Source organism: Pseudooctadecabacter sp., from assembly GCF_020627745.1.
GTDB lineage: Bacteria > Pseudomonadota > Alphaproteobacteria > Rhodobacterales > Rhodobacteraceae > Octadecabacter.
This window is the reverse complement of sequence record NZ_JAHDGE010000039.1, coordinates 1-18,283: the sequence shown is the minus strand read 5'-3', so window position 1 is coordinate 18,283 and position 18,283 is coordinate 1. Positions and strand designations below refer to the sequence as shown.

The window sequence follows — 18,283 nt, the reverse complement described above, 5'->3', positions numbered from 1 at the left end:
ACGCGCCGCGCAGCGGCGCGGGTCGGATGGGCGCAGCCCATTCGAAACTACAGCCCGTAAATCCCGCGGAATTTCTCTTCCAGATATCCAAGCAACGGCGCCTCCGACGGGGCTTGCCCGCACGCGCGTTCAATCACCTCACGCGGCGCATAAAGCCCCCCGTGCCGCTGCACGTTCTCGCGCAGCCAATCTGTCGCCGCTGTGGTATTTCCCTGCGCCAAAGCGGCATCCAGATCCGGTACCGCCGCGCGCATCGCCTCATTCAGACAACCCGCATAGACATTTCCCAAAGTGTAGGTGGGGAAATAGCCAAAAAGGCCAACCGACCAATGCACGTCCTGCAACACCCCGTTGCTGGCGCGATCCACAGCATAGCCAAAGTCGGCCTCGAACCTCTCGTTCCAAGCGGCCTCCAGATCATCGACTTCGATATCCCGCGCGATCAGGGCGCGTTCCAGATCGAACCGCAACAACACATGCAGGTTGTACTGGACCTCATCGGCCTCCGTGCGAATAAATCCGTTCTCGACCCGGTTCACACAGGCGTAAAACGCCTCCTCATCGGCGATGCCGAAATCTCCGAAGGCATCGCGCATCTGACCATACAGCCAGCCGGTGAACGCGCGGCCCCGCCCGATCTGGTTTTCATAAATCCGGCTCTGGCTTTCGTGCACGCCCATGGACACGCCCTGACCCAACGGGGTCAGCAGATACCGCCGGTCCACGCCCTGTTCATAGGCCGCATGGCCGACCTCGTGGATGGTCGAATAGATGCAGTTGAACGGGTCGTCTTCGGATGTGCGCGTGGTGATCCGCACGTCCAACCCCGACCCGCTTGAAAACGGATGCACGGCCTTATCGACGCGCCCCATGGACATGTCGTAGCCAAAGGCCTTGGCGATCTGGCGCGCCAGCTTCATCTGCGCGCCCTCATCAAAGCGACCCTGCAAAGCAGGCGGCGCAGGCGCATCCAGAACCGCCGCACGCAACGCCACCAACCGTGGACGCAACGCGTCAAACATGGCCGACAGTTCGGCCGCCGTGGCGCCGGGCTCATAATCGTCCAGCATGGCGTCATAGACATCGCCACCGGCAGACAGGGCCGCGCCCTCCTCCCGTTTCAGCGACACGACTTCGCGCAGCACCGGCGCAAAGGCTGCGAAATCATCCGCCTCACGGGCCGCAGCCCAAGCGCCCTGCGCCTCTGACGTCACCCGCGCAATTTCAGCGGAGAGCTTGGCCGGAACCTTGCTGGCCCGCTCATAAGACCTGCGGATTTCACGCAGCTGGGCCACCTCAACCTCTCCAGAGGTTTCCGCTGCCGCCAGCCAGTCCGCCACCCGTGGATCCATGCGGCGCGCATGCAGCACGCCCTCCATAGCGGCCATTTCTTCACCGCGTTGGGGGGCCGCCTCGCGGGGCATCATCGTCTCCTGATCCCAGCCCAAACGGCCCGCCACCTGTGCCAAGGCTTCCGTCTCGCGCTGAAACGCCATCAAGTCATCATAGGCCGCCATGTCTTATCCCCTTATGGATTGCGTCAGCGGATACCGCGCCAGATACCGCGCCCGCAAAATCGCGATCCAAAGCAGGACCGCCGTAAACTGATGCACAATCGCGATCTGCACCGGTGCCGAATACAAAACCGTCACGATCCCGATGACCATTTGCACAAACATCAACGCCAACATCACATTGAACGCAAACCGCGTCTGCAGATTGGGCTGACGCCGCGCGCGCCACCACACGAAGACGGCAAAGCCCATCAACAGATAGCCCGATGTGCGATGCACAAATTGAACCAGCCCTGCGTCCTCAAAGAAATTGCGCCACAGCGGTGTCAACTGAAAGGGATCGGGGGGAAAGAACGACGCCCCGGTACCGGATGTCATCAACGGCCAGTTCGGGAAATTGCGCCCCGCATCAATGCCCGCCACCAGCGCGCCCAGCAGGATCTGCACCAAGGCAAAGCCCACCAGAACACCCGCCAACCGGAACAGCCCCGCGTCCCCCGCACGCCGCGCCTGCATCAAATCCGCCTCGCGGCGGCCCAGCAAAAACACGTACCATGCGATGAACCCAAGGATGACAAAGGCCAGCCCCAGATGGGTGGCCAACCGGTAGGACGCCACATCCAGCATCCCCTCGCGCAGGCCGGAACTGACCATCCACCACCCGATGGCCCCCTGAAGTCCGCCAAGGGCCCCCAGAAACAGCAAACGACCTGTCCAGCCCACGGGGATTTGACGGCGCAGCAGAAAATAGCCAAAGCCCAAAGCCCAAACCAAACCGATGACACGGCCCAACTGCCGGTGCCCCCATTCCCACCAATAGATCACCTTGAACTCGGCCATAGACATGCCGCGGTTCTGCTCTTGATATTCGGGGATCAGCTTATAGGCGGCAAATTCGGCCTCCCATTGCGCCGCATTGAGTGGCGGAACAGACCCCGACAAAGGCGCCCATTCGGTGATCGACAACCCTGAATCCGTCAACCGTGTCAAACCGCCCACGGTGATCATCACAACCACCAGCGCAAACAACATCATCAACCAGACCCGGATCGCCCCGCGCGCACCCTTGGATTTGGCGTCAATCCCACCGGGGGCCGCCACGGGCTTTTGCGTCTCGCTGACCTCTTCGAAAATACTGCGCGGCTTGGTCGCCATCTGTGATCCTCACGTCCTGTGTTGCCCGCAACCTATGCCTGACCATCCCCTTGGGCAAGCCAGACCGGTCCGCGCCGCCAAAGCGCCGCACCCCGTCTTCATCTGGCCCGAAAAACTCCCGCCGGAGGCTCCAACAGAAAATCCGAAGACCCACCACCCGACCCGCCGCACAGCGGCGGCCCCCCGCCGTCCGTCCGGGCCCGATCGTCAGATCGTCACTCGTCCGATTTTCCACGCAACAATTGACGCAGCATCCCATGCAACATCTGCACATCCGCGCGGGTCATCGGCATGCGCGCCCACAGGTTGCGCAGGTTGATCTTCATGCTCTCGGCCTTGTGGTCGGGATAAAAGAACCCCGCTTCCTCAAGCCGGTCCTCATAATGGCGGGCCAGTGCCTCGATATCGCGGTGCTCGGCCACGTCGGTGCGTTGGCCCTGCACCACCACGTCCTCCACCGCCTCAGAGGCGCGGCGCCATTCGTAGCCCACCAGCAGCACACATTGCGCAAGATTCAACGACGGAAAGTCCGGGTTCACGGGCACGGTGATGATCGCCTGCGCATGGGCGATATCGGCGTTTTCCATGCCCGACCGTTCCGGCCCGAACATCACGGCAACCTTTTCACCCCGTGCGACCCGCCGGGCGGCATCGCGCATGGCGGCCTCGGGGGAAAAGACGGGCTTGGTCAGCTCACGCGGGCGCGCTGTGGTGGCATAGACATAGGTCCGGTCGGCCAGCCCTGTGGCCACATCCGGGGCCACCTCGGCCTCATCCAACAGACGCCCCGCACCCGACGCCATGGCCACCGCAGACGGGTTCGGCCAACCATCACGCGGGGCCACGATCCGCATCCGGTCCAGCCCGAAATTCCACATCGCCCGCGCAGCCGCACCGATGTTTTCGCCCATCTGCGGGCGGATCAGCACAAAGGCAGGCTGGGATCGGTCGGTGGGCATGGGCTGTCTCCTTGAAATCTGACGCCCCCTTAGCAGCCCCCTATTCAAAGGGCAATTTCAGCGCTATAGCCAGCCAAAGTGACGATAGGATGACACCATGACTGACGATGCCACCCCCCCCGATCATCCCCAGATCTATCTGATTACCCCGCCCGATTTCGAACTCAGCAGCTTTCCCGACCAGCTGGCCGCCTGTCTGGACGCGACCGAGGTCGCCTGCGTCCGCCTCAGCCTTGCCACGAAGGACGAAGACCGCATCGCGCGCGCCGCAGACGCGCTGCGTATGGTCACCCATGACCGCGACGTGGCGCTGGTCATGGACACCCATATGTTGCTGGTCGAACGGCTGGGCCTTGACGGGGTGCATCTGACAGATGCGGCGCGGTCGGTCAAAAAGGTCCGCAAGGATCTGGGCGAGGATGCGATTGTCGGCACCTTCTGCCACAACTCCCGCCATGACGGGATGACTGCGGGGGAACTTGGCGCGGATTACGTGTCCTTCGGTCCCGTGGGCCAATCGCCCTTGGGCGACGGTCGTCAGGCCGAATTGGAGCTGTTCCAGTGGTGGTCGATGATGATCGAAGTGCCCGTCGTGGCCGAAGGCGTGCTGGATGAGGCACTGATCCGTCAGATCGCACCGCACACGGATTTCTTTGGTCTGGGCGAAGAGATTTGGTCCACCGAGGCACCTGCCGAAACGCTCAAAACTTTCACTGCGGCGATGGTGTAAGCCTAGGCCGCAATCTGGCTGGCGTGCCCTGCCCGCACCTGCGCCTCAAGATGCGCAGCAAGCGTTTTGCGACTGGCGAAATCAGCCACCCGCACAGGTGGGTGATAGACCACCGTCACCGACCCTTGCGGGGATTGCGCCAAGGTCGCCAACAGATGGGTCGCAAAATCCATGTCCCCCCACCAGCCGTAGTGACGCACATCCGCACCCTTGGGCGCTGTGTAGATGACCGACACCGCTTGGATCGACAGATCCTCGCGCAGCGCGTCGTCAAAGAAGGCCGCAAACAACGTGGGCTTGAATGCCAGCACCTGCTGGCCATCGGTGCTGGTGCCTTCGGGGAAAAACAACAGCTTGTGCCCGTGGCCCAGACGCGTGCGGAAGACATCGACCTGTTTGGCCGCCTCGCGCCGGTCACGCGCGATAAAGACCGTGCCTGTGGCGCGGGCCAGCCAGCCGATGCCCGGCCATGCTGCCACTTCGGCCTTGGACACGAAATAAATCCGCTTCGCAGCATTCAACGCGAAAATATCAAGCCACGATGAATGGTTCGCCACCACGGCGCCGGCGCCGGTCATCGGTTTCCCCACGCGGCGATATTTCATGCCCATCAACACAAAGGCCGACCGGCAGACAAATTGGGTAATATAGGGCGTCACGGGCCGGCCTTGCCCGAACAAGGGCCTTTCGACCAGCCGCACCAACAGCAGCAGGATCAAACAGCCAAAGGTCAACGTGGCGGTCGCGGCCCCGCGCACGACCACCCGCAGCCAGCCCAAACCGGTAACCTTATGGCTTGGCGGCAGGTCCTCAGACGTCCAGGTCATCGCGCACCGCCGTAAATCGACCGCTGCCGCGCGGTCATGGCGTCTGTGTCCAGCACCAGACAGACATCGGTGGTATTGAACGCGTGATCCACATAAACCCCCTGCCCCACGCGCCCGCCAAGACGCAAATACGCCTTGATCAGGCTTGGCACCTGTTTCAGGGCCGCAATCCTGTCGATCTGCGTCACCGGCGGTACCTTATCCTTGCCCTTGGCCGTCACCCGCAAGAACGGCGGTGCCAAGTGATCCCGCATCAGCAAGGCCAGCGGGGCCGCCAGCGCATCCAGATCGGTGCCGTGAAAACTGGCGACCCCGAATAATAAGTTTACTTTCCGTGCTTCGATCTCGGCAGCCAGCGCCTGCCAAAGGTGAAACATCGCAGCACCGCCGCGATAGTCGCGGTGCAGACAGGTGCGCCCCAGTTCGAGCATAGACCGGCCGGAGGATTTCAGGACCGAAAGATCGAACTCGTCCTCCGAATAAAACTGTCCCGCCGCCTGTGCCTGATGCTGGTCCATCAGGCGATAGACACCCACCACCTGATCGGCCCGAGGACGCGCATGATCCAGCAGGACGATCTGGTCGGACACCGCGTCAAACCTGTCCGCCTCCTGCCGTGTGGCGTGATCAACCAGTGCACCATCGCCGCCCAACTCGTCTATAAAGACGTCATAACGCAGCCTTTGCGCCCCTTCGACCTCAGCGTCGGAGCGCGCCAGACGCGCCTCAAACACGGGCGTATGCCGCAGCGTATCTTTCATGGTGCGCAATATTGCTTCGTAATTACTTGATTGTTAACCATACCGATCCTAGAGTCAGACGTGTATTCAGGACAGCGACACAACCGTCAGCGGAACGCGATGTTCATCAATGACGACTTTGCCCGCATTCTGAAAATTGACGGTCACTTTGCCGCCTGCCGACGATTGAACTTGACCCAAACCCCAATCGTCCTGCTGCGGATGCTTTACGATCATCCCCGGTTCGAACAACGATTGCTGCATTTTGAACGGAGCCTCCTTTGCCCAACCTGAACGCCCTTATAGGTTCGCGCATCTGTCATGACCTAATTAACCCTTTGGGCGCAATCAGCAATGGATTTGAATTGCTTTCCATGTCCGGTATCGCCCAAGGCCCCGAAATGGATCTGGTTGGTGACAGCGTGGAAAATGCCACCGCGCGTGTCAAATTTCTGCGACTGGCCTTTGGCGCGGCGTCGCCCGATCAAGTCGTGTCGCGGTCCGAAATCCTTGCGACGTTGCAGGCGATCGCCCGTGGTGGCAGGCTCAGCTATTCGTGGAACGTGCCGGGTGATCCGCGCCGCATCGAGGTGCGCGTGGCTTTGCTGTCGATGATGTGCGTCGAAACGGCATTGCCCGTGGGCGGGGATATCGAAATCAGTCATGACGGGGCCAAATGGACGATCTATGCCCGCCATGACCGGCTGAACCTCGACCCGGATTTGTGGGCACCATTGAGCAAGAACATCTGCCCCGAAGAACTGACCGCCGCGCAGGTTCATTTCGGGCTGTTGCCCGAAATGTCGGCAGAGGCACAGCGGACGCTGACGTTAAGCCACGGCACAGACTGGGTGAAGATCACCTTCTAGGGCATTGATAATGCGCCCTAACTGCGCGTTGCACCATGTCCTTCAACGAGGTACTTAAAGCTGGTCAGCTGGGCGGCCCCCACGGGGCCACGTGCGTGCATTTTGCCGGTGGCAATGCCGATTTCACCACCCATGCCAAATTCACCGCCATCCGCAAACTGGGTGGAGGCATTGTGCATCAAAATGGCGCTGTCCAACCGGTTGAAGAAGCTTTGGACCGCTACGGGGTCTTCTGAGATGATCGCATCCGTATGGTTGGACCCATAGGTGCGAATATGGTCGATCGCCTCATCCAGCCCGTCGACCAACTTTACCGCGACAATCATATCAAGAAATTCGCGCCCGAAATCATCGGCTGCGGCTTCAACCGTGCCATCAACCTCAAGCAGTTTCCCTGTGGTGCGGACCTCAACCCCCTTGTCCAGCAGCGCTTGGACCAGATGCGGCCCGTGTTCGGTGTAATACTGCCAGTCAATCAGTAGACATTCCATCGCGCCGCAAATCCCCGTGCGACGGGTTTTTGCATTGATCACAATGGCTTCCGCCATGTCCTTCACAGCGGTTTTGCCCACGTAGATATGGCAAATCCCTTCCAGATGGGCAAAGACCGGCACCCGTGCTTCGCGCTGCACCAGCCCCACAAGGCCCTTGCCGCCACGGGGCACAATCACGTCAATCGTGTCCGTCATGGTCAACATTTCCTGCACCGCCGCGCGGTCGCGGGTCGGCACAAGCTGCACGGCATCCTCAGGCAGGCCAGCCTCACGCAGGCCTTGCTGCAGGCAGGCGTGGATCGCACGGCTGGACTGAAAGCTTTCCGACCCGCCGCGCAGGATCACGGCGTTGCCAGCCTTCAGACAGAGCGCACCGGCATCCGCCGTCACATTGGGGCGGCTTTCGTAGATCACACCGATCACACCCAAGGGCGTGCGGACACGGCGGATGTTCAGCCCCGTGGGCTGGGTCCATTCATCCATAACGGCGCCCACAGGATCGGGCTGTTCGGCCACGGCGCGCAGGGCGTCCACGATCCCGCGAATGCGGTCTTCATCCAGCATCAGACGGTCCATCATCGCCGCTGAAAGCCCCTTTTCTTCCCCGAAAACAAGGTCTTCGGCGTTGGCGTCAACAATGGCCTGACGGTTCTTCCAGACCGCCTCTGCCGCACCGATCAGGGCCGCATGTTTGCGCTCAGCGCTGGCTTCGGCCAACTGGGCACTGGCGGCTTTGGCGCGCGCGCCGATGTCGGCCATCAAGGCGGGGATGTTGTCGAGGTCTTTCATCTAGATCACCATATCGTCGCGATGGATAAATACGTTGCGCCCTTCATAGCCCAAGGCCTGGGCAATGTCTTGGCTGCGTTTGCCTTTGACGGCCTGCGCCTCGCCTGCGTCATACCGCGTGAGGCCGACGCCAAGCTGCGCGCCATCCGCGCCCACAATCGCCACGGCGTCACCGCGCCCGAAATCGCCGGACACCGCCGTGATCCCAATGGGCAGCAGCGATTTGCCCAGACCAAGTGCGCTTTGCGCGCCAGCGTCGACCGTCACCCGTCCATGGGGCTTCATCGCCGCGATCCAGCGTTTGCGCGCGGCCTGTGGGTTGGTTTGCGCGGTGAACCACGTGCAGCGCCCGCCATCTTCCAGCGTTTTCAAGGGGTTCAGATGCGTTCCTAAAGTAATCGCCATGGAACAGCCCGCATCGGTCGCAAGTTTGGCGGCCATGATCTTGGTCTTCATGCCGCCCTTGGACAGGCCCGATCCGGCATCCCCTGCCTGCGCCTCAATCTCTGGCGTGATTTCACGCACGATATCATAATGTTGCGCGGCGGGGTTCACCTGTGGATTGTCGGTATAAAGCCCGTCCACATCCGACAGCAACACCAGACAATCGGCCCCGACGGTCACGGCCACTTGGGCGGCCAGCCGGTCGTTGTCGCCATAGCGGATTTCGTCTGTCGCCACGGTGTCGTTTTCATTCACGATGGGCGTCACCCCCAACGACACCAGCGTTTCCATCGTCGCGCGGGAGTTCAGATACCGCCGCCGGTCTTCGCTGTCTTCCAAGGTCACCAGCACCTGTGCGGTTGTGATCCCGTGGGGGGCCAGCGCCTCCTCATAGGCGCGGGCAAGGCGGATTTGCCCCACTGCGGCGGAGGCCTGTGCCTGTTCCAGCGGCAATTCCCCATCCGGCAGCCCCAAGACACCGCGGCCCAAAGCGATGGACCCCGACGACACCAAAATCACATCCGTCCCACGGGCGCGCAACGCGGCCACGTCAGCGGCCAGTGACGTGAGCCACGCAGACCGCAGGCCCACGCCGGCCTCAACCAGCAGGGCCGATCCGATTTTGACAACAAGGCGTTTGGCGTCGGTTAAGGTTGCCACGGGGCGGCCTCCTCACCCTCCTCGGCCTTCTTCTGGCGCAATTTATCTTCCGCGATCTCGGCCTTCAGGGCGCGCAAGACCTCGACCGTGCCTTCGCCTGTGGCGCCCGACATCTGCATCACATCCACACCGGTCCCTGCCTTAATCTCATCCACGATGAACTGGCGTTCTTCTTCGTCCAGCGTGTCGACCTTGTTCAACACCGTCACGCGCGGCTTGTCGGCCAGCGGGCCGTCGTAATTCTCAAGCTCACCAATGATGGTTTTGTAGTCGCCCACCGGATCACCGGAGGTCCCGTCAATCAGGTGCAACAGCACCGAACAGCGCTCCACATGGCCCAAAAACAAATCGCCAAGGCCTTTGCCCTCGGATGCGCCTTCGATCAGGCCGGGGATGTCGGCGATCACAAATTCGGACCCGTCGACACCCACAACGCCCAAGTTGGGCACCAGCGTGGTGAACGGATAATCCGCGATCTTGGGCCGCGCGTTGGACGTGGCGGCCAGAAAGGTGGATTTGCCCGCATTGGGCAGACCCAGCAGACCCGCATCCGCGATCAGTTTCAGGCGCAGCCAGATGGTGCGTTCAATACCGTCCTGACCGGGGTTTGCCCGACGCGGCGCTTGGTTCGTGGCGGATTTGAAATGCAGGTTGCCCCAGCCGCCGTTGCCGCCCTTGGCCAGCACCACGCGCTGGCCGGTTTCAGCCAGATCGACCAGCACCGTTTCCTGATCTTCGTCCATGATCTCGGTCCCTGTCGGGACCTTAAGGACGATGTCATCGCCATCCGCGCCGGTGCGCTGCTGGCCTTTGCCCGCCTCACCGTTTTTGGCGAAAAAGTGCTGCTGGTAGCGAAAATCAATCAACGTGTTGAGGTTATCAACAGCCTCAACAATCACATCGCCGCCCTTGCCACCGTCCCCGCCGTTGGGGCCGCCGTATTCGATATATTTCTCACGTCGGAACGAAATGCACCCGCCCCCGCCGCTGCCGGAGCGGATGTAGACTTTGCACAGGTCGAGGAATTTCATCGGTTCGGTCTTTCTAAGGGTTCAGCCCCGCGATACGCGAAAGCGGCGCGCGCCTCAAGCGGTGCCCATTTTTCGCACATAGGTCCACGTCGGGATGACGGCGTTGCGCGCCACATTGAAGGTTTCGGCGTCCCCCAGATAGGCGAAACCGGCGTTGGTCAGGATACGGGCAGAACGCGGGTTGTCCTGAAAGACCTCGGCATAGATATCGCAGGCCCCTTGCGGATTGGCAGCCAGCGCTGCCTGCACGGCCTCTGACGCGATGCCCGCGTTCCAAAACGCCGGGGCCACCCAATAGCGGATTTCGGACTGGTTGCGATCCAGACGGTTCATTTTCATGACCCCCATAACCTCAGCATGGCCGGTGGCGGATCCGTCCATGGCCCAGAAATCCTCAGACCGGTCGTCCGCATTGGCCCGCGCGATCATGTTCGTCACGTAATCGGGCGGCAAAGGATGGGGGATCTGGCGGGTCATCTCAGCCACGCGCAAATCGCCCAGATACATGCCCAAAAGGCCCGCATCAGATGCCTTCAGCGGGCGCAGGATAAATCTGTCGGCTGCGATAACGGCCTGGCCGGTGACGGTGGTTTCCGCGTTCATGACGCTCCTCCTGCGAACAATGCATAGATCACCGAGGCCACGGTCAGGGCCGCCAGTGTCCACATCAGATACTTTTCCCCCGGTTTTCCGGCCAAACCCGCCGCGATCGTCTGGCCCGCAAAGGTCCAGATCGGATGCAGCAGAATTTGCAGTCCCAAAAGACAGATGGCGATGGTGGCCGTGGCCTGCAAGGGGGGCGTGCCTGCACTCACGTAGACCGTGAAGCCGGTCGTGATCATGCCCCACGCCTTGGGGTTCAGGGGGTGCACGATGAGGCCCGCCAGAAATCCGGGCGGCGTGTCCGGGCCGTCGCCCACCTTTAACGTCATGCCCGCCACGCGGTAGGCCAGATACAGGATATAGGCCACGGACACCCATTTCAGAACCTCAAACGCCAGCGGATAGTCGTCCTGAATGGCCATCAGACCCAGCCCCAGCGGCCAGATGATCAACTGTTTGCCAAGGGCCACACCAGCCACAAAGGGCAACGCACGGCGCAGGCCAAAGCGCGCGCCGGTCGTCAGCAGCACCATATTCGCAGGCCCCGGCGTGCCCACTTGGGACGCGGCGAAGGTCAGGAAGGGTAAGATCGCAACGCTCATCCGCACCACTCCTGAGCCAGAATTCCCATGATAATGTCGTCCTGCCAGCGTCCGCCGACCCAAGCGTTTTCGCGCAAGCGGCCTTCTTCGACGAAGCCCAGCTTGCGGTAGCACGCGATGGCGCGGGCGTTGTCATCGAGGACACGCAAGGACACGCGGTGCAGCCCGAGGGTCGTGAACGCATGGGTCAGGATCAACCCGATGGCCGCAGCGCCGATGCCTTGGCCCAACTTGCCCTCATCCAGCAGCCCCACGGCCATGATGGCCCGTTTGTCGGTGTCATCAAAGGAATGGAGGAAAACAACGCCGGTCAGCGCGCCATCGTGATCAATGGCAAAGGCATGGTCTTTGGCGATATGGGCCGCGACCCACGCCTCAGCATCGCTTTGCGTATAGGGGCCCATTTCGCTCGCATCGACACCATATCCGCGCAGGATTTCAGCCGACCGGCCAAGGGCCAGCCGCGCGGTAACGTCGGCCTCTTGCACCGCACGCAGCCGCACGGCGCCGTCGAGCAGAACGGGGGGTGTGAGTGTCTTGGTCATCCTACCCCTCCTCCTGAAGGTTGCGGATACGAAAAAGGGGGCCGGTTTGCACCGACCCCCTTTCAAATTTGAAAACCTTGAGGTTCGGTTACTCGGCGGCTTCGGCCACCGGGGTCACGGAAATAAAGGTGCGGCCCTTGAAGCCCTTGCGGAAGGACACGGCGCCTTCGACGGTTGCAAAGATCGTGTGATCCTTGCCTTCGCCCACGCCCTCACCTGGCCACCACTTGTTGCCACGCTGACGTGCAATGATGTTGCCGGGGATCACGGCTTCGCCGCCGAACTTTTTGATGCCAAGGCGGCGACCAGCGGAGTCGCGACCGTTACGGGATGAACCGCCTGCTTTTTTATGTGCCATTGGTAAGTCTCCTTATTCGCTGGCGAATTCAGCGGCTTGCTTCAGCCACTCATCGCGGTCGATGCGACCTTTGAAATTCAGTTTGTCGTCCATAGCAGCAACGTCCTCTGGGGTCCATGCCGCGATCTGGGCGAAGGTTGTGACGCCAAGGTCGTGCAGTTTGCCGACGATGACGGGGCCAACGCCGCTGATGCGTGTCAGATCGTCCGCGCCATCGGCCTTAGCGGCCTTTTTCGGAGCTGCCTTTTTAGGGGCTGCTTTTTCCTCAACCTTGGCTTTTGCCTCGGCCTTCGGGGCGGCACTTGCGTCTTTGGTTTTGACCGCAGCCTTTTTGGGCTGGGACGCACGTTCAGCAGCAGCAGCCGCTTTCTTGGAGGTCGGCGCGCCTTTGCCCGCATCCGCTTGTGCAGCAGACACGAAACCGGCACCGGCCAAGGCAGCCTTTACGCCGGACTTGCCTGCACCTTTTTCAAGGATGTCGGTGATCCGGACCAGCGTCAGTTGCTGACGGTGACCTTTGGTGCGCTTGGAAGAGTGCTTCCGGCGACGCTTGACGAAGTTGATCGTCTTTTCGCCTTTGATCTGGTCGATGACTTCGGCCTGAACGCCGGCATCTTCCACGAGGGGCGCGCCCACCGTGTTGCCAACCATCAGAACGTCGTTGAATTGGATTTTATCGCCTGCTTCGGCAGCGATCTTTTCGACACGCAGAACGTCACCAGAGGCGACTCGGTACTGCTTGCCACCGGTTTTGAGAACCGCAAACATATCGTTTTCCTTTTCCATCGCGTCTCTGGGGTCCCTTAATCATAAGGCGTTCATCGCATCTGCGACCCGTGGACAGCGCGCCCGTCTGGGGCGAGTTTTCGCTTAAGCCCGAACAAATGCCTTGCTCGGATGGCGGCTTATCTGGCCAAATCCCCCGCAAGTCAACCCATTGTAAGGCCGTCACATGCGCAAATTAGCTGTTCTTTTTCTGGTCGTGCTGTCCGCCTGTTCGTCACAGCCCAATCACCTCGGCAATCCGCTGCTTTGGCCGGTGAACGCAGTGTCGAACGCCTTCGGCAACGCCAATTACGCCGCCACCCGCGGCAAGGTTGAGGTGTTCGTCAAAACCAACCACCCCGCCCTCGTGGCCGATCTGCGTGCCGGCGGCGGCCCTGCCCTGACGCAGGCCTTCGACATCGCGCAAACGCCGCAGCCCGTGCGCGGGCCACATACATTGCAGATGCAGTCCGATCTGTCGCTTTATGAAACGAACATCGCGGCCCTGATCACCGCGATCATGGTCGTATCCGACCCGTAAAGACCGGTTTATAGCTCCTGCGATGTCATTTGTGTTGCAGCAGCGCGCCCGAGGGACCGGCTGATCCCGTTGAACAAACGCTCGAAACTGACAAACATCGCGCGGTTGATATCCTCTCCCGCTTCGGTTTCGGAAAAGGCGATGTAGGCTTGCAAATCTGCCTCGTCCAAGGGGGCGTAGGCCAGAAAAAGGAACGCGTGTATCCATTCGGTCGTATTGTCGCGTATCTCGCCCTCCTGTCCCCAGACATCCGTTAATATCTGTTCCTCCGACAGGGCACCGCCAAAGGCGCCGCCGTCCACAAGGCCGCCATAAAATGCCAGGTTGGAGTTCAAAGAGGCCGCAACATTCGTTTCGATAAGATTGTTGACCTCCACAAACTCCTCGACCAGTTCCATACGCGGATCATCACCGGCGCGGGCCTGCGTCGCCGCATCTTCGCTGGCAGCCTCCACCGCTTCGTCAAGAAATGCACGCCGCGCGGAGACCTCAAGCCCGACAATCATCTGTCCCTGATCCGATCCGAAAAAATCAACCATCGGCGCAAGATCCACATCCGCCAGCGATGCCTCGAAGTCCTCACGAACCACGGCCGTCATCCTGTCGTAATCGTAAATCTGTTCCACAACGCCTGCCCATTCGGCACTGGGTTCGCCCGCAAACAGGTCCTGACCGATGGTATCGCCGTAAGACAGACCCTCTTCGCGCATGATCTCGATAATATCGGGCAACATCAGCAGATCGAACAGGACATCCGTTTCACTGTCTTGCGCCTGCACGGGGCCGGCAAGGTTTGCGACAAGACCACAGGCAACAATCATGGGGCGAAGAAACATCTTTGGCGTCCTTTATTCTGCTCATCTATAGGAATAGGGCGCGGCGCGCCGCTTTCCAAGGGTCAGCGCCCCGGCCTGACGGATATGTCATATATGGCATTAAGCCTTCCTGAATTCTGCGGCGCCCTTTGTATTCCGCTTGCACGCCCGCGCCCTCACCAGTAAACCCGCGCCGATCACAAACGGGTGCCACGCACCCATAGGTGCGGAGAGGTGCCGGAGTGGTCGAACGGGGCGGTCTCGAAAACCGTTGTGGGTGCAAGCCCACCCAGGGTTCGAATCCCTGTCTCTCCGCCAGTGACCTTGCCCCCGACAATGCCGTTTCCCCGCAGGCCGAAGGGCTGTCGGCCGCCCCCCGCCCGCTGCAAGCGCCGATCGCAGATCGTCCCGCAGTCGCAACAAAACCCTGACCTTGCCCCATTCCCGCCACCAATCGCGTCAACAATCACATCAACACAGACGTATTGGTAACGGAGAACGAACAATGCATTTCACCAGCAACACAGCGACCATCGTGTCGGAGGTCCGCACATTTGTCATGAACGAGCGCGCCACTTGCCTGTCCGACCGTGAATGGAAGTTCCGCCTGCGCGGCTATGGATATGACGTGCGCCACACGGATGCGGGACACGTGGTGTCCACCCTGCCCCACGGCGTGGATGTCTGCACGCTGGACTGACCGCTTACGGTGATCCGCAGGCTTCTGCCCGCACGGCATCAATTGCCGGGCCGGGGATTGCGTCGGTGGATATCACGCCGCCCTCGGCCACCCATGCGGAAAATTCCGGCGTCACGCAGTCCACGGACAGCACGCCATAGAAATCACCTGACTTTCCGTCACCGCGCACGAAGACCAGGACACCTGACGCAGGATCCGCGCCGATCACGGCGCCTGTCCACCATTGCTTATAGACCCCGCCGAGGTCCTCTTCGAACAACAGCCCCAGCTGCTGCGCCGCAGCCGTCACGGGCATGGCCGCGATAAGACCGAGGGCCAGAATACCTAATTTCATCGCGTGCTCCGTGTCCGTGAAATTGCATCTTTCCAACCTGAATACCGCCGGTCTTTGTCGGCCTCCGCCATTTTTGGTGTGAACTGCCGGTCCAGCGCCCATGTGGCCGCGAAATCCGCCTGCGCGGGGTACACCCCTGCGCGCATGCCTGCCAGCCAAGCAGCCCCCAGCGCCGTGGTTTCCAGCACTTTGGGTCTGTCCACCGGCGCGCCGATGATATCGCTGAGGAATTGCATCGCCCAATCGGACGCGGACATGCCACCGTCCACGCGCAAGGTCGCCTCTTCTCCGCCGGACCAGTCCGCATGCATGGCTTCCAACAGATCGCGGGTCTGAAAGCCCACGCTTTCCAATGCAGCGCGGGCGAATTCCTCGGGTCCAGCGTTGCGGGTCAAACCAAAGATCGCGCCGCGCGCCTCCGCGTCCCAATAAGGTGCGCCAAGGCCGGTGAAGGCGGGCACCAGATAGAGTTCAACCGACGGATCGGCCTTTTCGGCCAAGGGATGCGTGTCGGCGGCCTTGGCGATAATCCCCAGCCCGTCGCGCAGCCATTGCACCACGGCACCGGCAATAAAGATCGACCCTTCAAGGGCATAGGTGGGCTTGCCATCCAGCTGATAGGCAATGGTGCCCAGCAGACGGTTCTGCGACGTCACCAATTCATCGCCCGTGTTCAGCAGTGCAAAACAGCCTGTGCCGTAGGTGGATTTCAACATGCCGGGTTCAAAACACGCTTGCCCGATGGTTGCGGCCTGTTGGTCGCCTGCGACGCCTAAGATCGGCAACTCAGGCCCGAACATGTCCGTCGTGCCGAAGTCTGCGGCACAATCCAGAACCTCGGGCAACATCGACATGGGGATGCCGAAGCGGTCGCAGATGGTGCTGCTCCACCGGCCTTCACGGATATCATAAAGCATCGTGCGCGCCGCATTCGTCGCGTCCGTCACGTGGCGTTTGCCGCCCGTCATGCGCCAGATCAGAAAACTGTCAACCGTGCCGAAGGCCAGCTTACCTGCCTCGGCCTTTTCTTGCGCACCTTCAACGGCTTGCAGGATATACCTCACCTTGGTGGCGCTGAAATACGGATCGGCCAACAGGCCGGTTTTGGCGGTAATCGTGTCCTCAAACCCTTCGGCCTTGAGTTCCTCACAAAAGGCAGCAGTGCGACGGTCCTGCCAGACGATGGCGTTGTGGATGGGTTTGCCGGTCTCACGGTCCCAGACGATGGTGGTTTCGCGCTGGTTGGTGATGCCGATGGCGGCAATGTCATCCGCCTTGGCCACCACATCGCGGCAGACGGCGACGACGCTGTCCCAGATTTCTTCGACGTCATGTTCGACCCAGCCGGACTGCGGATAAATCTGACGGAATTCTTGCTGTGCGATGTGACCCACCGCCATTTTGTCATCAAACAGGATCGCACGGCTGCTTGTCGTGCCTTGGTCAATCGCCAAAATGTGGGTCATTCGTCGTCCTCTGTCTTGCCGCGATAGCCTGTGGCCACCACGAATTTTTCCGAACTGTCCGACCGCGAACTGGGCGGCTTGACGTTCAGCACCTTGTTGAATTTCTGTTTGAGGATTTTCTGCAAATCCCCCTCGGCCCCGCCCGCCAGAACCTTGGCGATGAAGGTTCCGCCGTCTTCGAGAACGTCGAAGGCAAAGTAAGCCGCAGCCTCACACAGGGCGATGATGCGCAGGTGGTCCGTCTGTTTGTGACCGGAGGCTGAGGCCGCCATGTCGGACATCACAATATCCGCTTTGCCGCCCAGCCAGTCTTTGACCTTCAGATCGGCGTCGTCTTCCATAAAATCCAGCTGGTAAAGATCGGCGCCTGCGATCGGCTCCATCTCTTGCAGGTCAATGCCCAGGATCGTACCCACGGGCTTGCCTGCCTTTTCGCCCAAAGCGTTGATGCGTGGCACAGCGACCTGACACCACCCGCCGGGGGCAGCGCCCAGATCAACGACCCGTTTTCCGGGCGTGAAGAAATTGAATTTCTCGTTCAGTTCCAGAATCTTATAGGCCGCACGTCCACGATACCCATCGGCCTTGGCCCGCTGAACATAGGGATCATTCAACTGACGTTGCAGCCACTTGGTCGACGACATTTTGCGCCCGCGGGCGGTTTTCACTTTCACCGTCAGGTCGCGTTGTCCGCGACCTGATGAGTTTTTGCCCGCGCGCGATTTGGGCCCTGAGGAAGGTTTTTTTACCATGCCCCCCGATTACCCGCCGCCCTAGCGGTAGTAAAGCGACTTGCCGTTGGCAAATAGATGCACCTTGGCGGGGTCCGCCGTCAGTTGAGCCGCCTGCCCGCGCATGGATTTGTGGATACCGGGCATTTTGGCGATGACTGCGTTGGTGTCCTCGTCCGACTTGGGTGTCTCGAAGTACAGCAATGTGACCTCACCCAAGGCTTCCGCGATCTCGACCGTGCCGGCAAAGGCGTAGTCGGCCCCGTCCGCTGCGACGAAATCCTCAGGCCGGATGCCCACATTGACGCGCATGCCTTTGTCCGCGTCGGTCGTTTTGATGTTGGAATAGGTGATCCCCGATCCCTCGTCGATTTTGACGCCGGTGCGGTCGCCGGTTTCCACGATTTCCCCGGGCATCAGGTTCATCGCAGGCGATCCGATGAACCGCGCAACAAATTCGTTTTCAGGCGTTTCATAGAGTTCCAGCGGGGTGCCGACCTGCGCGATGGAGTGGCTGTAGCCATTGTCTTTCAACGCATCGAGGACAACGATCCGCGTGGCCAGCGTCATCGCCTCGACCTGATCGTGGGTCACGTAGATCATGGTGCTGT

General features: G+C 60.9%; 23 protein-coding genes and 1 tRNA gene. 5 read left to right on the top strand and 19 right to left on the bottom strand.

Going from position 1 to position 18,283, the window contains the following annotated elements:
• Positions 1–47: 47 nt before the first annotated feature.
• From QZ653_RS12870 to QZ653_RS12860, 3 genes are all read right to left on the bottom strand, one after another.
• A complete protein-coding gene (locus QZ653_RS12870; RefSeq protein WP_296420544.1) occupies positions 48–1,517 on the bottom strand; it encodes a carboxypeptidase M32 in 1,470 nt (489 codons plus the stop codon).
• A gap of 3 nt (positions 1,518–1,520) precedes the next feature.
• The gene (gene ctaA / locus QZ653_RS12865) at positions 1,521–2,669 is read right to left on the bottom strand and encodes a heme A synthase (RefSeq protein WP_296420542.1); all 1,149 of its coding nucleotides are present in this window, start codon (positions 2,667–2,669) and stop codon (positions 1,521–1,523) included.
• Positions 2,670–2,884: 215 nt separating this feature from the next.
• Positions 2,885–3,628 carry an RNA methyltransferase gene (locus QZ653_RS12860; protein ID WP_296420541.1) on the bottom strand — a complete coding sequence of 248 codons (744 nt, stop codon included), beginning with the start codon at positions 3,626–3,628 and terminating at the stop codon, positions 2,885–2,887.
• A 97-nt stretch (positions 3,629–3,725) separates the two neighbouring features.
• Here QZ653_RS12860 and QZ653_RS12855 point away from each other — a divergent pair, with 97 nt between their 5' ends.
• A complete protein-coding gene (locus tag QZ653_RS12855; RefSeq protein WP_296420537.1) occupies positions 3,726–4,358 on the top strand; it encodes a thiamine phosphate synthase in 633 nt (210 codons plus the stop codon).
• A gap of 2 nt (positions 4,359–4,360) precedes the next feature.
• Here the strand turns inward: QZ653_RS12855 and QZ653_RS12850 are convergent, their stop codons facing one another.
• The 3 genes from QZ653_RS12850 to QZ653_RS12840 form a co-directional block, all read right to left on the bottom strand.
• Entirely contained in the window at positions 4,361–5,185 is an 825-nt protein-coding gene (locus tag QZ653_RS12850; RefSeq protein WP_296420536.1) for a lysophospholipid acyltransferase family protein, read from the bottom strand.
• A complete protein-coding gene (locus tag QZ653_RS12845) occupies positions 5,182–5,946 on the bottom strand; it encodes a GNAT family N-acetyltransferase (RefSeq protein WP_296420534.1) in 765 nt (254 codons plus the stop codon). The genes QZ653_RS12850 and QZ653_RS12845 overlap by 4 nt, the downstream gene beginning before the upstream one ends.
• Positions 5,947–6,012: 66 nt before the next feature.
• Entirely contained in the window at positions 6,013–6,189 is a 177-nt protein-coding gene (locus QZ653_RS12840) for a DUF3553 domain-containing protein (RefSeq protein ID WP_296420532.1), read from the bottom strand.
• A 110-nt stretch (positions 6,190–6,299) separates the two neighbouring features.
• Between QZ653_RS12840 and QZ653_RS12835 the strand changes: the two genes are divergently transcribed.
• Positions 6,300–6,794 carry a histidine phosphotransferase family protein gene (locus QZ653_RS12835; RefSeq protein WP_296420530.1) on the top strand — a complete coding sequence of 165 codons (495 nt, stop codon included), beginning with the start codon at positions 6,300–6,302 and terminating at the stop codon, positions 6,792–6,794.
• A gap of 17 nt (positions 6,795–6,811) precedes the next feature.
• Here QZ653_RS12835 and QZ653_RS12830 read toward each other — a convergent pair whose 3' ends face one another.
• From QZ653_RS12830 to rplU, 8 genes are all read right to left on the bottom strand, one after another.
• Entirely contained in the window at positions 6,812–8,077 is a 1,266-nt protein-coding gene (locus QZ653_RS12830) for a glutamate-5-semialdehyde dehydrogenase (RefSeq protein ID WP_296420528.1), read from the bottom strand.
• A complete protein-coding gene (proB, locus tag QZ653_RS12825) occupies positions 8,078–9,181 on the bottom strand; it encodes a glutamate 5-kinase (protein ID WP_296420527.1) in 1,104 nt (367 codons plus the stop codon).
• The gene (gene obgE / locus QZ653_RS12820) at positions 9,169–10,212 is read right to left on the bottom strand and encodes a GTPase ObgE (RefSeq protein ID WP_296420525.1); all 1,044 of its coding nucleotides are present in this window, start codon (positions 10,210–10,212) and stop codon (positions 9,169–9,171) included. Before obgE ends, proB begins: the two co-directional genes overlap by 13 nt.
• A gap of 54 nt (positions 10,213–10,266) precedes the next feature.
• A complete protein-coding gene (locus QZ653_RS12815; protein WP_296420524.1) occupies positions 10,267–10,815 on the bottom strand; it encodes a GNAT family N-acetyltransferase in 549 nt (182 codons plus the stop codon).
• Positions 10,812–11,417, bottom strand: a complete 606-nt coding sequence (locus QZ653_RS12810) for a LysE family translocator (protein WP_296420522.1) — start codon at positions 11,415–11,417, stop codon at positions 10,812–10,814. Before QZ653_RS12810 ends, QZ653_RS12815 begins: the two co-directional genes overlap by 4 nt.
• Entirely contained in the window at positions 11,414–11,962 is a 549-nt protein-coding gene (locus tag QZ653_RS12805; RefSeq protein ID WP_296420521.1) for a GNAT family N-acetyltransferase, read from the bottom strand. Before QZ653_RS12805 ends, QZ653_RS12810 begins: the two co-directional genes overlap by 4 nt.
• 88 nt (positions 11,963–12,050) lie before the next feature.
• Entirely contained in the window at positions 12,051–12,320 is a 270-nt protein-coding gene (gene rpmA, locus QZ653_RS12800) for a 50S ribosomal protein L27 (RefSeq protein ID WP_296420519.1), read from the bottom strand.
• A 12-nt stretch (positions 12,321–12,332) separates the two neighbouring features.
• The gene (gene rplU, locus QZ653_RS12795) at positions 12,333–13,088 is read right to left on the bottom strand and encodes a 50S ribosomal protein L21 (RefSeq protein WP_296420517.1); all 756 of its coding nucleotides are present in this window, start codon (positions 13,086–13,088) and stop codon (positions 12,333–12,335) included.
• A gap of 184 nt (positions 13,089–13,272) precedes the next feature.
• Here rplU and QZ653_RS12790 point away from each other — a divergent pair, with 184 nt between their 5' ends.
• The gene (locus tag QZ653_RS12790) at positions 13,273–13,626 is read left to right on the top strand and encodes a hypothetical protein (protein ID WP_296420516.1); all 354 of its coding nucleotides are present in this window, start codon (positions 13,273–13,275) and stop codon (positions 13,624–13,626) included.
• Positions 13,627–13,634: 8 nt separating this feature from the next.
• Here QZ653_RS12790 and QZ653_RS12785 read toward each other — a convergent pair whose 3' ends face one another.
• The gene (locus QZ653_RS12785) at positions 13,635–14,462 is read right to left on the bottom strand and encodes a DUF2059 domain-containing protein (RefSeq protein ID WP_296420515.1); all 828 of its coding nucleotides are present in this window, start codon (positions 14,460–14,462) and stop codon (positions 13,635–13,637) included.
• Between the two features lie 207 nt (positions 14,463–14,669).
• Here QZ653_RS12785 and QZ653_RS12780 point away from each other — a divergent pair.
• Positions 14,670–14,759: transfer RNA gene (locus tag QZ653_RS12780), tRNA-Ser, on the top strand.
• 187 nt (positions 14,760–14,946) lie between these two features.
• On the top strand, positions 14,947–15,141 hold the full coding sequence (locus QZ653_RS12775; RefSeq protein WP_296420513.1) for a hypothetical protein: 195 nt from the start codon (positions 14,947–14,949) through the stop codon (positions 15,139–15,141).
• A gap of 4 nt (positions 15,142–15,145) precedes the next feature.
• Here QZ653_RS12775 and QZ653_RS12770 read toward each other — a convergent pair whose 3' ends face one another.
• The 4 genes from QZ653_RS12770 to QZ653_RS12755 all read right to left on the bottom strand — a co-directional run.
• Positions 15,146–15,475 carry a hypothetical protein gene (locus QZ653_RS12770; RefSeq protein WP_296420511.1) on the bottom strand — a complete coding sequence of 110 codons (330 nt, stop codon included), beginning with the start codon at positions 15,473–15,475 and terminating at the stop codon, positions 15,146–15,148.
• A complete protein-coding gene (glpK, locus tag QZ653_RS12765; protein WP_296420510.1) occupies positions 15,472–16,941 on the bottom strand; it encodes a glycerol kinase GlpK in 1,470 nt (489 codons plus the stop codon). The genes QZ653_RS12770 and glpK overlap by 4 nt, the downstream gene beginning before the upstream one ends.
• Positions 16,938–17,693, bottom strand: coding sequence for an RlmE family RNA methyltransferase (locus tag QZ653_RS12760; protein WP_296420508.1), 756 nt, complete (start codon positions 17,691–17,693; stop codon positions 16,938–16,940). The genes glpK and QZ653_RS12760 overlap by 4 nt, the downstream gene beginning before the upstream one ends.
• A gap of 21 nt (positions 17,694–17,714) precedes the next feature.
• Positions 17,715–18,283, bottom strand: a 569-nt coding sequence (locus QZ653_RS12755; RefSeq protein WP_296420506.1) for a TOBE domain-containing protein, incomplete at its 5' end; no start/stop codon positions are given.